Origin of the sequence: Xylophilus sp. (genome assembly GCA_009914555.1) — a bacterium.
Classification (GTDB): domain Bacteria; phylum Pseudomonadota; class Gammaproteobacteria; order Burkholderiales; family Burkholderiaceae_C; genus WNDY01.
In genome coordinates this window covers 41589-56163 of record WNDY01000029.1, presented here as the reverse complement: position 1 = coordinate 56163, position 14575 = coordinate 41589, and the positions used below count along the sequence as shown (strand labels likewise).

Annotated in this window: 13 protein-coding genes and 2 pseudogenes; 7 read left to right on the top strand and 8 right to left on the bottom strand. The window is 72.1% G+C overall.

Annotated features, from left to right (window positions below; all coding sequences use genetic code 11):
• A pseudogene (locus GAK38_RS13820) lies at positions 1 to 128 on the bottom strand (electron transfer flavoprotein subunit beta/FixA family protein); the annotation flags it as partial.
• Positions 129 to 338: 210 nt separating this feature from the next.
• Between GAK38_RS13820 and GAK38_RS13815 the strand changes: the two are divergent.
• On the top strand, positions 339 to 968 hold the full coding sequence (locus tag GAK38_RS13815; RefSeq protein WP_325345026.1) for a 3'-5' exonuclease: 630 nt from the start codon (positions 339 to 341) through the stop codon (positions 966 to 968).
• 113 nt (positions 969 to 1081) lie between these two features.
• Here GAK38_RS13815 and GAK38_RS13810 read toward each other — a convergent pair whose 3' ends face one another.
• Complete coding sequence (locus GAK38_RS13810) at positions 1082 to 1537, bottom strand: hypothetical protein (RefSeq protein ID WP_325345024.1); 456 nt, start codon at positions 1535 to 1537, stop codon at positions 1082 to 1084.
• A 294-nt stretch (positions 1538 to 1831) separates the two neighbouring features.
• On the opposite strand from GAK38_RS13810, the gene GAK38_RS13805 reads away from it, so the two are divergent.
• Together GAK38_RS13805 and GAK38_RS13800 are read left to right on the top strand one after the other, a co-directional pair.
• On the top strand, positions 1832 to 2062 hold the full coding sequence (locus GAK38_RS13805) for a hypothetical protein (RefSeq protein ID WP_325345022.1): 231 nt from the start codon (positions 1832 to 1834) through the stop codon (positions 2060 to 2062).
• Between the two features lie 36 nt (positions 2063 to 2098).
• A complete protein-coding gene (locus GAK38_RS13800) occupies positions 2099 to 2284 on the top strand; it encodes a hypothetical protein (RefSeq protein WP_325345020.1) in 186 nt (61 codons plus the stop codon).
• On the opposite strand, the gene GAK38_RS13795 is transcribed toward GAK38_RS13800, so the two are convergent.
• Complete coding sequence (locus GAK38_RS13795) at positions 2274 to 4091, bottom strand: RecQ family ATP-dependent DNA helicase (protein ID WP_325345018.1); 1818 nt, start codon at positions 4089 to 4091, stop codon at positions 2274 to 2276. The genes GAK38_RS13800 and GAK38_RS13795 overlap by 11 nt on opposite strands.
• Before the next feature lie 226 nt (positions 4092 to 4317).
• On the opposite strand from GAK38_RS13795, the pseudogene GAK38_RS13790 reads away from it, so the two are divergent.
• A pseudogene (locus GAK38_RS13790) lies at positions 4318 to 4518 on the top strand (hypothetical protein); the annotation flags it as partial.
• A 57-nt stretch (positions 4519 to 4575) separates the two neighbouring features.
• On the opposite strand, the gene GAK38_RS13785 reads toward GAK38_RS13790, so the two are convergent.
• Genes GAK38_RS13785 through GAK38_RS13770 form a run of 4 tightly spaced genes read right to left on the bottom strand, consistent with a single transcriptional unit; the run spans position 4576 to position 9355 of the window.
• A complete protein-coding gene (locus GAK38_RS13785; protein ID WP_325345016.1) occupies positions 4576 to 5727 on the bottom strand; it encodes a BMP family ABC transporter substrate-binding protein in 1152 nt (383 codons plus the stop codon).
• A 39-nt stretch (positions 5728 to 5766) separates the two neighbouring features.
• On the bottom strand, positions 5767 to 6687 hold the full coding sequence (locus tag GAK38_RS13780; RefSeq protein WP_325345014.1) for an ABC transporter permease: 921 nt from the start codon (positions 6685 to 6687) through the stop codon (positions 5767 to 5769).
• Entirely contained in the window at positions 6687 to 7751 is a 1065-nt protein-coding gene (locus tag GAK38_RS13775) for an ABC transporter permease (protein ID WP_325345033.1), read from the bottom strand. The genes GAK38_RS13780 and GAK38_RS13775 overlap by 1 nt, the downstream gene beginning before the upstream one ends.
• 2 nt (positions 7752 to 7753) lie before the next feature.
• A complete protein-coding gene (locus GAK38_RS13770; protein WP_325345013.1) occupies positions 7754 to 9355 on the bottom strand; it encodes an ABC transporter ATP-binding protein in 1602 nt (533 codons plus the stop codon).
• 308 nt (positions 9356 to 9663) lie between these two features.
• Between GAK38_RS13770 and GAK38_RS13765 the strand changes: the two genes are divergently transcribed.
• From GAK38_RS13765 to GAK38_RS13755, 3 genes are read left to right on the top strand one after another with little or no spacing between them, the layout of a single operon-like run.
• The gene (locus tag GAK38_RS13765; RefSeq protein ID WP_325345012.1) at positions 9664 to 10704 is read left to right on the top strand and encodes a taurine ABC transporter substrate-binding protein; all 1041 of its coding nucleotides are present in this window, start codon (positions 9664 to 9666) and stop codon (positions 10702 to 10704) included.
• On the top strand, positions 10701 to 11465 hold the full coding sequence (locus GAK38_RS13760; RefSeq protein ID WP_325345010.1) for an ABC transporter permease: 765 nt from the start codon (positions 10701 to 10703) through the stop codon (positions 11463 to 11465). The genes GAK38_RS13765 and GAK38_RS13760 overlap by 4 nt, the downstream gene beginning before the upstream one ends.
• A gap of 8 nt (positions 11466 to 11473) precedes the next feature.
• Complete coding sequence (locus tag GAK38_RS13755; protein WP_325345008.1) at positions 11474 to 12262, top strand: ABC transporter ATP-binding protein; 789 nt, start codon at positions 11474 to 11476, stop codon at positions 12260 to 12262.
• Between the two features lie 78 nt (positions 12263 to 12340).
• Here the strand turns inward: GAK38_RS13755 and GAK38_RS13750 are convergent, their stop codons facing one another.
• Positions 12341 to 14482, bottom strand: a complete 2142-nt coding sequence (locus GAK38_RS13750; RefSeq protein WP_325345007.1) for a diguanylate cyclase — start codon at positions 14480 to 14482, stop codon at positions 12341 to 12343.
• Between the last annotated feature and the right edge of the window lie 93 nt (positions 14483 to 14575).

The window sequence follows — 14575 nt, the reverse complement described above, 5'->3', positions numbered from 1 at the left end:
ATCGCGATTTCGTCGAACGGGTTGAGGCTGTGCTTGACGTTGGCCGTCTCCACGCCGCTGCCGTCGCTCTTGACGCGCACCTTGATGTCTTTGTCGACCACTCGCTTGACGGGAACCAGGATCTTCAGGCTCATTGCTGCTCCAGGATGAATATTGCTGATTGACGTGAACGTAAACCTCGCCATTCTATGCGTCGCGGCGGCGGGGCCCGCGCATCCGTGCGGCTTGCCTTGCCGGCGGTCCAACCGACCGGGCTTGGCAACCGGGTCCGCTCTGGCGGATGCCGGCCGGCGCGGGCGGCAGCCAGCCGCTATGCTCGCGGTTTCGCCCTTCGTCCCATGACCGCTGCGCCGCTGCCCACCAAGGAAGAGATCGCGCTGCTGCCGCCGTTCGAAGCGCTGCCGGCCGACCGCATCCATCTGGTGGCGACCGACGCGCAGGCGGCCGCGGCGCTGGCCGTGCTGTCGCAGGCCACGGTGCTGGGCTTCGACACGGAATCGCGCCCGACCTTCGTGCGCGACCAAGTGTCCGACGGCCCGCACCTGGTGCAGTTCGCCACGACCGAGGGCGCCTGGCTGTTCCAGCTGCGCACGCCCGGCTGCCGGCAGGCGGTGGCCGCGCTGCTGGCCGCGCACGGCATCGTCAAGGCCGGCTTCGGCCTGGGCAACGACCGCAGCCAGCTCATGCGCACGCTCGGCGGTCCGCTCCACAGCCTGCTCGACCTGGACGGTGTGCTGCGCCAGCGCGGCTTTCGCCGCTCGGTCGGCGTGAAGACCGCCGTCGCCCTGCTGCTGGGCCGGCGGCTGGCCAAATCGAAGAAGACCGGCACCTCGGACTGGTCGCGCCCGCAGCTCACCGCGGCGCAGCTGCGCTACGCGGCCAACGACGGCTACGCGGCGCTGGTGGTGTATCGGGCGCTGCACGCCACGGCCGTCCGGCACCGCTCAGACATACCCCCCTATATATAGCTTCGTTCCGGCCGGCCTGACCCCACCTCAGCCATATACTCCCAAGGCAGGATGTTACGGCGCGGCGCGGCTGCGCCGCCGAGGTCTCGCCGGCCTGATCCGGCCGGCAGCCGTCAGGAGCAGTTCACCTGGATCGATTCGATGCGGCCGCCGAAGCCCAGCTTCTTGCGAAGGCTGCCCTCGCGCGCATTCGCGCCGAACTCGACCGCGCGGTCCTTGAACAGGCGGTGCTCGTAGACCACCAGCTTGGTATGGGGGCCGGTCACCAGGCTGTCGATGTCGCGGTGCAGCTGCCGGGCCGTGCCCTTGTCCAGCGCGTCGAGCTGGGCCGGGCCGACCAGGGTCACCAGGTCGCCCTTGAAGTCCTTCTTGTCGTAGAACTGCGCCCAGCAGCCGGCGTCGAGCGCCTTGTTCTGGACCTCGACGGGGACCAGCAGGATCGTCGGTGCGGGACGGTTGTCGCCATTGGCGGTGACGCCGCCGGCGGGCAGCTTCGGCGCCTGGGCCACGGCGAGGGAGGCGGCAAGGCCCAGGGCGGCGGCGATGGTTGCGGATGCGGATTTTTTCATGGAGCAGTCTGTGGTGGTTGCGAAGTTCGGGTGCACTGCCGTTTCCGCAATGCACCGACAGTCTTCCGCGAATCCCTTACGGCCCACGTAGGGCAATCGCCAGAACCGTTGCCGGAGGGCAGGCGGACCTGCGCCCGCGGCGCGCCACGGATGACTGCGTCGGCATGCTCCTACACGGCGCTGCGGCTGCAACGCGCTTGGGAGCCTGCGCGCGGCGCCCTACGCTTGCCGCTCCCGTCGCCGCGGCACGCTGCGGCATCCCGCTCACCTCCGAACCAACAAGGACGACCCGCCATGGCCGACACCGACCGAACCGACGATTCCGCGAACGACACCACCCCGCCGGCCCGCAGCGGCAACTGCTGGTCGGTGCTGCTCGGCCTGGGCCTGGTGGCCTGCGCCCTGCGCTCCAGCTGCCGCGCGCAGTCGGTGGCCGAGGGCGTGGCCGCCGGCGCGCTGCTGTACCACGGCCTGTACGGACAGCGCCGGCCCCGGCATGCGAACCTGGGCGATCTGCCGGCCTGAGCCCGGCGGCGCCGGCTGGCCATCACGGAGCACACCATGGCGAACAGAAACACCCCGGGTCCGCAGGACGCAGAGACCGACTCCGACGCCGACAAGGAGAACGACGCCCGGGATATCGGAAAGCTCGAGGAAGACGCCGATCCCGACCGCAACGAGGTCGGCGAGATCCAGAAGCGCCGGCAGGCCGGCGACCAGGACCGGCAGGAGAACGTCAACCCGTAGCCGGCGTCTTCGCCGGGGCGGCGCGGCGCACGAAGTCCGGCTGGAAGATGCGCTGCGAGCCGTCCGCGAAGTCCACGGTCACGCCCGAGGCATCGGCTGCGGTGACCGTCCCGGCCCCGTAGCGCCGCACGCGCACCGCCTCGCCCGGCTGGAACGGGCCGGCCCGCTTCCGGCGCGAGAGCGTGGCGGCGCCGCGCGCGTCCGCTGCCGCGGCCGGCAGCTGGAGCGCGGCACGGTCCGCCTCGGACACCGCCGCCTCGGCCGATGCCGCAGCGATGCGCCGGCAGTTGTCGCAGTGCCCGCAGGCTGCCACCTCGTCCTGGCCGCCGTGGCCGACCGCCTGCAGCAGCACCTGCCAGCGGCAGGCGCCGGTCTGCGCGTAGTGCACCATGGCTTCGAGCGCGGCCCGGTCCTGCGCGCGCTTGTCGGTATAGGCCTGCAACATCGATGCCAGCCGCTCGTCGCCCAGGTCGGTGCGCCGCAGGCGCAGTCCGCCCCCTGCGGACCGCGCGGCGATGCGATGGCGGCGCAGCAGGCCGGCAGCCGCCTCCAGTTTGGGCAGCGGGCGGTGCAGCTGCCCGGCGAGCGCCGCGGGCGTCCAGCCGTCCTGCGTCGGCGCGGGCGTCTGCAGCGCGTGGTAGAGCGCCTGCAGGTCGTCTGCCGACGGATAGCGCCCGGCAAGGAAGAACTGCTGCACCGCCCGGTCGCTGCGCAGGAACAGCAGCGTGCAGGCGGCGGGCCCGCCGTCGCGCCCGGCGCGGCCGGACTCCTGGTAGTACGCATCCAGGCCGCCGGGCATCTGGTAGTGCACGACGAAGCGGATGTCCTGCCGGTCGATGCCCAGGCCGAAGGCGTTGGTGGCAACAACCACGCGCAGCCGGCCATCCATGAAGTCCTGCTGCACCTGCTGGCGCTGCGCCGGGGGCAGGCGCCCGTGGTAGAGGCCGACGCCCGGCACGTCGGCCGCCGCGAGCGCGTCGCGCACCGCCTCGGCGGCGCGCACCGTGGCGCAGTAGACCAGCCCGGCGCCCTCGCTCTGCCGCACCAGGGCGACGACGCGCTCGCGCTTGTCCTTCTCCTTCGTCCATGCCTCGACCCGGTAGTCGAGGTTGGGCCGGTAGCTGCCGGTGTTCACCGTGCCGGCGGCCGCGATGGACAGCTGTTGGCGGATGTCCCGCGCCACGGCGCCGGCGGCGGTGGCGGTCAATGCCAGCACCGGCGGGTCGCCCAGCGCGCGCCGGGCCGCGGCGATCTCCAGGAACGCAGGGCGGAAGTCATGGCCCCACTGCGAGATGCAGTGCGCCTCGTCCACCACCAGCAGCGACACCGGCTTGCCGCTGGCCAGCAGCAGCTCCTGGAACGCAGCGCCGGCCAGCTGCTCCGGCGTGGTGAGGACGATCGGCGCGTCACCGGCCGCGATGGCTTCGCGCACGGCGCGCGCTTCGGCGGCCGGCAGCGCGCTGTTGTACTGCACCGCCCGCACGCCGCGGTCGCGCAGGGCATCGCACTGGTCCTGCATCAGCGCGATGAGGGGCGAGACCACGACCGTCAGGCCGGGCAGGACCAGCGCCGGCAACTGGTAGCACAGCGACTTGCCCGCCCCCGTGGGCATGATGGCCAGCGTGGATTCGCCGCGCAGCACGCGGTCGATCACCTCCCGCTGGCCGGGCCGCAAGGCATGCAGGCCGAAGACCTCGCGCAGCAGCGCGGTGCAGCGCCGGTCCCGGGAGGACGGTGGACGCACGTCGGCGCGCGCGCGGCGGCCGGGCCGGATGGTGGAAATGGTGGAGGAGGGATCGGCGGACATGGTGCGCAGGGCTTGGATGACGTGCCCACTGTCCCGCGCCGGGCCCTGCGCCGTCGTCAGCCGCACGAGATGCGCGCTGTCGTCCGGAGCCGCGCCGCCGGACCCGCGGCGGCCACCGCGCTAGGATGGCTGCACGACCCGCGTCGCAGCGGAGCACGGCCCGGCGCAAGCCGCCCGTGGCGTCCTCCGGCGGCTGCGAACGGGGAAGAACCACCGTGGGACCGCCATGAAGACCATCGACGAAATGCTGCACCTCGAACTGCTGACGCGCGCGCAGCATGCCCAGATCAGCGCATGGATCGCCCGATCCGACTCCCCCGAACAGATCCTGCGGATGCCGGCTGCGCTGTGGCAGGCGGTCGAGCGCGCCAGCGAGGCCATGGGCCTGGACCGCGACCTGCTGCGCCCGCCGGCGCTGGACGCGGGCGACCTGCCGCCGATGCACAGGCCGCCTCGCGGCGGCCCCACCCGGCCAGCGCGGGGCCTACTTCCTGTCGCCGCCCGGCACCCTGCCTTCGACGCCCTTGACGTAGAAGGCGATGCCGGTGAGGAACCTGTCGTCGGCCACGGCGCCGGCCGCCAGCACTTCCTTGCCGGCGTTGTCGGCGATCGGGCCCTTCCAGATCGTGAGCGTGCCGTCCCTCAGGCCGGCCTTGGCCTGCTCGACCCTGGCCCGGGCCTCGGCCGGCACGTCGGCGGCGATCGAGACGAGGTCGATCGCGCCCTCCTTCACGCCCCACCAGGCCTGGCCGGTGGTCCAGGTGCCTTCGAGCACGTCCTTGACGGCCTTGGTGTAGTACGGCGTCCAGTTGATGACGGCCGAGGCCAGGTGGGCCTTGGGTCCGTAGGCCGTCATGTCGCTGTCCCAGCCGAAGGCGCGCTTGCCCTTCTCCTCGGCGGTCTTGAGCACGGCCGGCGAATCGGTGTTCTGGAACAGCACGTCGGCGCCGCCGTTGATCAGCGCGGTGGCAGCCTCGGTCTCCTTCGGCGGGCTGAACCATTCGTTGACCCAGACCACCCTGGTCCGGATCTTCGGATTGACCGACTGGGCGCCGAGCGTGAAGCTGTTGATGTTGCGGACCACTTCGGGGATCGGCACCGAGCCGACGACGCCAAGCGTGCCGGTCTGGGTGACCGACCCGGTGATGATGCCCGCGAGATAAGCGCCCTCGTAGGTGCGGCTGTCGTAGGTGCGCACGTTCTCGGCGGTCTTGTAGCCGGTGGCATGCTCGAACTTCACGTCCTTGCAGTCGGGCGCGAGCTTCTGGATCGGCTCCTGGTAGCCGAAGGTGGTGCCGAAGACCAGCTTGTTGCCTTCGGAGGCCAGGTCGCGCAGCACGCGTTCGGCGTCGGCGCCCTCGGGCACGCTCTCGACATATTTGGTCTGGATCCTGTCGCCGAATTCCTTCTCCAGCGCCTTGCGGGCCTGGTCGTGCGCATAGCTCCAGCCGCCGTCGCCCACCGGGCCGACGTAGGCAAAGGCGATCTTCAACGGCTCGGACTTGGGCGGCGTGGCGCTGGCGGCCGGAGCGGGCGCCGGCGCCTCCTTCTTGCCGCAGGCGGCGAGCGCGGCGGCGGCCACGGTGCAGATGGCGGCGGCCTGCAGCAGCGAGCGTTTGGTCATCAGGTCGGTCATGGTGCTTGTTGCTTGTTCTGTGTCGGTGGAACCGGCGGATTATGAGCCGGGGTGGAACGGCTTTCCGAGCGATGCGGGCATGTTCACGCGGATCCAGGCCGGGTTGCGCGAGATCAGGGCCAGCACCACGATGGTGGCCACGTACGGCAGCATGCTGAGGATCTGGCTGGGCACGTCCACGCCCTGCCCTTGCAGGTGGAACTGCAGCATCGTCACGCCGCCGAACAGGTAGGCGCCAAGCAACACCCGTGCCGGCCGCCAAGTGGCGAAGGTGGTGAGCGCCAGCGCGATCCAGCCGCGGCCGGCGACCATGCCCTCGACCCAGAGCGGCGTGTAGGCGATCGACACATAGGCGCCCGCGAGGCCGCAGAGCGCGCCGCCCGCGACCACCGCGCCCAGGCGGATGCGCCGCACCGGATAGCCCAGCGCATGGGCCGACTCGGGCGACTCGCCCACCGAGCGCAGCACCAGCCCGGCGCGCGTGCGGTAGAGGAACCACACGAGCGCCGCCGCGAACAGGATCGCACCGTAGACCAGCGGATGCTGGCGGAACAGCGCCGGGCCGACGAACGGGATGTCGCCGAGCACGGGAATGGCGAAGCGCGGGCGCTCCGGCAGCCGCGCCTGCACGTAGCCGATGCCGACGAAGGCCGAGAAGCCCACGCCGAACAGCGACAGCGCCAGGCCCGTGGCGTACTGGTTGGTGCCGAGCCAGACCACCAGCAGCCCGAAGGCCGCGGCCAGCAGCGCGCCGGCGCCGGCGCCGGCTGCGAAGCCGAGCACGTCGCTGCCGGTGTGCACCACCGTGGCGAAACCGGCGATGGCCGCGCAGAGCATCAGACCCTCGGCGCCCAGGTTGACGATGCCGGCGCGCTCGTTGATCAGCAGGCCGAGCGCGGCGAGCGCCAGCACCGTGCCCGCATTGAGCGTGGCCGCGATGAGCAGTGCGTAGGACTCCATCAGCGGACTCCCTTTCCGGTACGGATGCGGTAGGCAATGAGGGTGTCGCAGGCCAGCAGCGTGAACAGCAGCAGGCCCTGGAACACGCCGGTCAGCGACTTGGGCAGACCCAGGCGCGACTGGGCGAGTTCGCCGCCGATGTAGAACATGCTCATGAGCACGGCCGAGAACACCATGCCCACCGGGTGCAGCCGCCCGACGAAGGCGACGATGATGGCCGCAAAGCCGTAGCCGGCCGGCACGTAGGGCGTGAGCTGGCCGAGCGGGCCGGCCACTTCGAGCGCGCCCGCGAGGCCGGCCGCGCCGCCCGAGATCAGCAGCGCCGTCCACAGCGCGCGGCGCGACGAGAAGCCCGCGTAGCGCGCCGCCGCCGGCGCCAGCCCGCCGACCTGCTGGGCGAAGCCGGCGCGGGTGCGGAACAGGAAGATCCACAAGGCAACCACACCCACCAGCGCGATGACGAAGCCCAGATTGACCCGCGATCCGGCCATCAGCCGCGGGATCTGCGTGACCGCGGCGAACGCGCGCGTCTGCGGGAAGTTGTAGCCCGCCGGGTCCTTCCACGGCCCGTAGACCAGGTAGCCCAGCACCAGCGTGGCCACGTAGACCAGCATCAGGCTCACCAGGATCTCGCTCGCGTTGAAACGGTCGCGCAGCAGCGCGACCAGCGCGGCCCAGAGCATGCCGCCGGCCACGCCGGCCGCGAGCACCGCCGGCACGATCCACGGGCCGGTGCCGGCGTCGGCCAGCAGCGCCACGCCGCTGGCCGCGACCGCGCCGATGACGAACTGGCCCTCGGCGCCGGTGTTCCAGACGTTGGAGCGGAAGCACACGGCCAGGCCGAGCGCGATCAGCAGCAGCGGCGTGGCCTTCACCAGCAGCTCGCCGATGGCGTACTGCGACTTGACCGGCTCCCAGAAGAAGACCAGCAGGCCGCGCACCGGATCCTTGCCAAGCGCGGCGAACAGGGCCACGCCGATGGCGACGGTGAGGGCGAGCGCGAGCAGGGGGGAGGCGTAGCTCCAGAGGCGGGAGGGCCGGGGTCGGGGTTCGAGGCGGAGGATGCTCACTGCGCGGCCTCCGTGCGCTCCAGCTGCCCCGGGTGCGCCTGCACATCCGCCTGCCACAACCCGCTCATCCACGCCCCGATCTGCTCCACCGTCGCCTCGGCCCGCGCCACCGGCGGCGACAGCCGGCCCTTGGCGATCACGTGCAGCCGGTCGCTCAGCTCGAACAGCTCGTCCAGTTCCTCGCTGAGCACCAGCACGGCGCAGCCCGCGTCGCGCAGCGCCAGGATCTCGGCGTGGATCTGGGCGGCCGCGCCCACGTCCACGCCCCAGGTCGGCTGCGACACGATCAGCAGCCTGGGCCGTGCGTCGATCTCGCGGCCGACGATGAACTTCTGCAGGTTGCCGCCCGACAGCGACCCCGCTGTAGCGTTGGCGCCGCCGGTCTTGACGTGGAAGCGCCCGATGATGTCGGCCGCCTGCGCGCCGAGCCGCCCGAGCCCGAGCCAGCCGAACGGGCCGACCGCGTCGCCGCGCGTGAGCAGCAGGTTGTGCGCCAGACCCATGGTGGGCACGGCGCCGCGGCCCAGGCGCTCTTCCGGCACGAAGTGCAGGCCGAGCGCGCGCCGGCGCGTGGGGTTGAGCCGGCCGGCCGGCCGGCCCGCGACCTCGATGGCGGCCGGCGCGGCCCGCACGTCCTCGCCCGACAGCGCATAGAGCAGCTCGCGCTGGCCGTTGCCCGAGACGCCGGCGATGCCGACCACCTCGCCCGCGCGCACGTCGAAGGCGATGTCCTCCAGGTCCACGCCGAAGGGCTCGGCGCGCGGCAGCGTCAGGCCCCGCACGCGCAGCACGGCCGCGCCGGCCTGCACCGGCCGATGGGCCAGGGCCGGCGGCTCGTTGCCGATCATCAGCCGCGACAGCGATGCGTTGGACTCGGCCCGCGGAGCGCAGGCGCCCGTCACCCGGCCGCCGCGCAGCACCGTGCAGGCGCTGCACAGCGCGCGGATCTCGTGCAGCTTGTGGCTGATATAGAGGATGCTGCAGCCCTCGGACGCGAGCTTGCGCAGCACGACGAAGAGCTTGTCGACCGCCTGCGGCGTGAGCACCGAGGTCGGCTCGTCCAGGATCAGCAGCTGCGGCCCGGCCAGCAGCGCGCGGATGATCTCCACGCGCTGCATCTCGCCCACGCTCAGCGTGTGCACCGGGCGCGCGGGATCGACGTCCAGGCCGTACTCGGCCGCCTTGGCCTCGATGCGGCGGGTCACCTCGGCCAGCGCGGTGCCGCGGTCCAGGCCGAGCCAGACGTTCTCGGCCACGGTCAGCGTGTCGAACAGGCTGAAGTGCTGGAACACCATGGCGATGCCCAGCGCGCGCGCCTCCTGCGGGTTCCTGACGTGCACGGGCCGGCCGTTGAATTCGACGGTGCCTTCGTCGGGCTGGACGGCGCCGTAGATGATCTTCATCAGCGTGGACTTGCCGGCGCCGTTCTCGCCGAGCACGGCATGGATCTCGCCGGGCTGCACGGCGAGCGAGACGCCGCTGTTGGCGACCACGGCCGGGTAGCGCTTGGTGATGCCGTCGAGCCGCAGGCGCGGCACGCAGGGCGGCGCGCCGCCGGCTTCGGGCCGCGGCGCGTTCGGGTAGGCGGGTGGGGGCATGCGGGCGATTGTCGTTGGTATCGGAAGGCCGTCAGGCCAATGCGACGGCTTTCCTCGGAGACGGCCCATATACCCCTCAGAGGATAGCCCTTCATCCGCCTAATACACGCTGCCATTGGGGACTTACCCTGCGGAGTATCAAACGTTACCGATCGCGTCGAGGCTGGCCCCGGCCACGGCGGCCGCGCAGGCCAGCATATGGCACAGCAGCCGGACGCCGGATATCCATAGGCGGAATCGTTCGTTCCCCGGTGCCGCCGGCATCCCTACGGTGCGTGGCCCCTGTCGCCAACCCTCGCACCGCCACCATGAAAAAGCCCTTGCGCGCCTGGCTCGCCGCCGGCATCGCCGCCCTGTTCTCGGTCGCCGCCTCCGCCGCCGAGCCGCTGCCCTCCGAAGTGCGCATCGCCTACAGCGGCGGCGCCCAGCTCATCGTCAACGCCAAGGTCGACGGCTCGCTCGCCAGGGCCCTGGGCGTGCCGGTCAAGTGGGTGCAGTTCGGCACCGGCGCCGACGTGCTCAACCTGTTCGCCTCGGGCAGCATCGACCTGGCCAACTTCGGCTCCAGCCCGACCGTCTCGGCCATCGTGCGCAAGCTGCCGATCGAGCTGGTCGGCGTGTCGGCCGACATCGCCACCTACGAGCGCCTGGTCGCCAGGGACGGCATCAAGACGTTGAAGGACCTCGAAGGCAAGACGGTGGGCTACCCGCCGAACTCGACCGCGCAGTACGCGCTCGACACCGCCATCAAGGTCAACCATATCGACCGCAGCAAGATCAGGTTCGTGCCGCTCAAGCCCGACGAGCTGGTCGCCGCCTGGCGCCGCGGCGACGTGGATGCGGGCTATGTCTGGGCCCCGTTCAACTCGGCGCTCGAATCGGCCGGCGGCCATCCGATCTTCTTCACCAAGGATCTGAAGAAGGACGGCTACCTGATCTTCAACGGCTTCTCCACCGCCAAGTCCTTCGGCGAGAAGTACCCCGAGCTGGTCGCCAGGCTGCTGCTGGTGCAGGAGCAGCAGATCGCCAACTACCGCCGCGACCCCCAGGCCGTGATTGCCGCCATCGCCAAGGAGCTGGGCGCGACCGAGGCGGCCGTGGCCGATTCGCTGGCCGGCAACGCCTATCCGTCGATCGCCGACCAGCGCACCAGCGCCTGGTTCGGCAACGGCACCCACGTCGACCAGACCACCGTGGCCGGCGCCGTGCGCAAGACGGCCGACTTCCTCGGCAGCATCGACCAGGTGCGCCGTCAGGACATCCCGGCCTCGTTCGCCGGCTCGATCAACCCGAAGTACCTGGGCCTGGCCGAGCAGTTGCAGAAGACGTCGGCGACGGCCGGCCGATGAGGTGGCGCGCGGCGGTCAGCGCCGCCTCGGTGCTGGCCGTGCTCGCGCTCTGGCAGGTCGCCGGCCGGCGCGGCTGGGTCGACGCCCTCTTCCTGCCGCCGCCCTCGGACATCGCCGAGACGGCGCGCGACCTCTGGCGCAACGGCTACGGGCAGATACCGCTGCTCACCCACGTGGGCATCAGCGTGGCGCGGGCGCTGGCGGCCTTCGTGGTCGCCATTGCCATCGGCGTGCCGCTGGGCCTGCTGATGGGCCGCAGCGCCGTGCTGTCGGCGCTGCTGGATCCGTACGTGCAGTTCCTGCGGCCGCTGCCGAAGATCGCGCTGATCCCGCTGGCCATCGTGTGGCTGGGCATCGGCGAGTCGTCGAAGTTCTTCCTGATCTTCATCTCCACCTTCCTCAACGTGGTGGTCGGCGCCGCGGCCGCCGTGCTGCAGGTGCCGGCCGGGCGCATCCGCGTGGCGCAGACGCTGGGCCTCACGCGCCGGCAGATCTTCTGGCACGTGGTGCTGCCGGCCTGCCGGCCGGAGCTGTTCACCACGGTGCGGCTGGCGGTCGGCATCGGCTGGACCTCGCTGGTCGCGGCCGAGATGGTCGCATCGACCTCGGGCGTGGGCTGGATGATCGTCAACGCGGGCTCCTACCTGCGCACCGACGTGGTCATCCTCGGCATCCTGATCCTGGGCGTGCTCGGGTGGTTGCTCGATCTGCTGATCGTGAGTGCACAGAGAAAGCTCGTCCCCTGGGCCGGCAAGGAATAACTGAAAAGATGGCCAGCATCACCCTCGACCGCGTCGGTTTCGACTTCACCCCGCCCGGAAAGCCGCGCACCGGCCCTGGCGTGCTGGAGGACGTGTCGCTCCAGATCGCCGATGGCGAATTCGCCGTGCTGCTTGGGCCTTCGGGCTGCGGCAAATCGACCATCCTGAACCTGGTGGCCGGCTTCGAGCGGCCGCGCACCGGGCGCGTGCTGGCCGGCGGCCAGCCGGTGGCCGGGCCGGATCCGTCGCGCGGCGTGGTCTTCCAGCAGCCGCTGCTCTACCCCTGGCTCACGGTGCTGGAGAACGTGACCTTCGGCCCGCGCATGAACGGCCGGCCGCAGGCGGACTACCTGCGGCAGGCACGCGAGCTGCTGCAGTTGGTCGGCCTGGCCCGGCAGGAAGACGCCTACCCCTGGCAGCTGTCGGGCGGCATGCGCCAGCGCGTGGCCCTGGCGCGCGCCTGGATCATGCGGCCGGCCGTGCTGCTGATGGACGAGCCCTTCGGCGCGCTCGACGCCCAGACCCGCGCGCTGATGCAGGAACTGCTGCTGGACATCTGGAGCCGCGACCGCACCACCGTGCTGTTCGTCACCCATGACGTGGACGAGGCCCTGCTGCTCGGCACCCGCGTGCTGGCCATGTCGGCGCGGCCGGGCCGCATCGTCGAGGACCTGCGCCTGCCGTTCGGCTATCCGCGCGATGCCGAGGCGCTGCTTGAAGACCCAGCCTACGGCCCGCTCAAGCGCCAGGTGCTGCACCGGGTGCGCGAGGAAGCGCGCCGACATCTGGCGGCGTGAGTGGACCACGGACAGAAATACTCCCCCACCTGATACCGTACAGCGTCCGGCAGTTGGGCGCTACGAAGCTATACCCCCTCAGGCCATGGACCGCAGCGGCACCGCCTGGTGCACCACCACCTGGTTGCGCCCGGCCCGCTTGGCCGCATGGCAGGCCATGCCGGCCGCGTGCAGCACGTCGGCCGGCGTGGTCATGCCGGTGTCGATGGCGGTCACGCCCACGCTGACGCCGAGCGCGAACACCCGGCCCAGGTACTGCGGCTGCCAGCCGGCGATGGCCGCGCGCAGGCTCTCGGCGATCACGGCGGCGCGCGCAACGGTGCAGCCGGCCAGCAGGATCGCGAACTCGTCGCCGCCCATGCGGGCCACCGTGTCGCTGCCGCGCACCTGCGACTCCATCAGGCGCGCCAGGTGGCAGAGCACGTCGTCGCCCGCGGCATGGCCGGCATGGTCGTTGACGTCCTTGAAACGGTCCAGGTCCACGTAGAGCACCGCCGCCTCGCCGCCGGCGCCGACGCCGTGCGGGGCCAGGCAGTGCAGCAGGCGCTGCTCGAACTCGCGCCGGTTGACCAGCTGGGTCAGGGCGTCGTGCGTGGCCGTCCACGACAGGCGCTGGCGCGCGTCGCGCTGGGCGGTGATGTCCTCCAGGATCCAGATCCTGCGGCCGTCGCCGCCGCCGGCGGACTCGACCTCGTGGCCGACCAGGTGGACCCAGAACGGGCTGCCGTCCTTGCGCAGGAGCAGCACCTCGCCGTCGAAGAAGCCGTGCACCGCGAAGTCCTCGCGCACCTTCTCGCGCAGTTCGGCGAAGGCGTCGTCCGACGGGTACAGCATGCGCGCGGGCCAGCCCTGCAGCTCGGCCGCCGTGTAGCCGAAGAGCTGGCAGGCATGGCGGCCCGCCATCTCCAGCCGGCCGCGGCGCGACACCAGGATGCCCACCGGCGCGTTGTGCAGGATGCCCACCGGCGCGTTGTGCAGGATGCCCACCGGCGCGTTGTGCAGGATGGCCATGAGCTGGTCGGCCAGCACCGCCAGCGCCTGGCGGTCGCGGTCGTGCGCGACGGCCAGGTCGCGCACCGCAGCCACCAGCGCGCCGGCCTCGCCGCCGGCGTGCGGCCAGTCCGCATGGGGCGGCAGCGCCCCGCCGTCGCCGCCCTCCCCGTGCAGCTGCTGCATCCTGCGGCGCAGCGCACCGATCGGGCGCATCCAGCCGGCGACCAGCAGACCGGCCAGCACGGCGCAGCTGCCGGCGGCCGCGGCGGTGACGGCCCATGCCCGCTGCCGCAAGGCTTCCAGCGGGCCCAGGACCTGCGGCCGCGGTGTGATGCGCGCCACCATCCACTGCGGCAGCGGCATGCCGGCCAGGGCGACCACCGCCTGCGGCAGCAGCTGCGCCCGGCCGTCGGCCACGACGGGGCGGTCCTCGGCCGCCCAGGCCGCGTAGGCGTCGGCGAGGCCGGGCTCGTCGGCCGCCCGGCCGAGCAGCCGCGACGGGTCGGGATGCGACAGGATGGTGCCGTCGCGCGCGAACACGACCAGCCGCGACTGCACGTGGCCCGGCAGGCCCATCGACGCCGGCAGGAGGTCCTGCGACTGCAGCCGCAGGCTGCCGCCGACCACGCCGAGGAAGCGGCCGTCGCCGTGCAGCATGGGCATGGTGAACATCACGCGCGGCGCGCCCCCGCCGCCCGCAATGGGGCCGGAGACGGCCGGCTTGCGCTCGATCAGCGCGCGCAGCAGGTATTCGCGCTCCAGCGGCGACAGAGCCGACGCCTGCTGGGCCCGCCCGCGCAGCAGGTTGAGCGGCACGTCGCCGCCGGCGCCGACCACGTGCAGCGATTCGAAGTAGTCGACCGGCACCGGCACGCCGTGCAGCAGCTGTGGCGCGGCGGCGCCGCCGGGCGCCGACATCGCCGGGATGATGCCCGCCGCGACCGCGCGCAGCACCTTCTGGCCCTGGTCGATGCGGCCGGCCAGCAGGCCGGCCACCATCTCGGCGCCATCGGCCTCCTGTGCGAGCAGCCGGCGCTCGGCGTCGGCGCAGGCCTCGCGCAGCACGAGCCAGGTCGAGATGCCGGCCGATGCCAGCACGAAGGCCACGGCGGTCAGCACGCTGCGCAGTCCCAGGCCCGGCCCCACGGCCGCGGGGCGCAAGGCGGCCGAAACGGACGGCTGCGGCGGCACGGGGGCCGTGGAGGGTCGCATGAAAGGCAGGGGCATGGACGGAAGGCGGACGCGCGGAGCACGGCGGCCGGGGCCCGGCCGCAGCGGCACTATGGCAGGCGGCCCGCGGAGCCGCATTGGGTACAACCC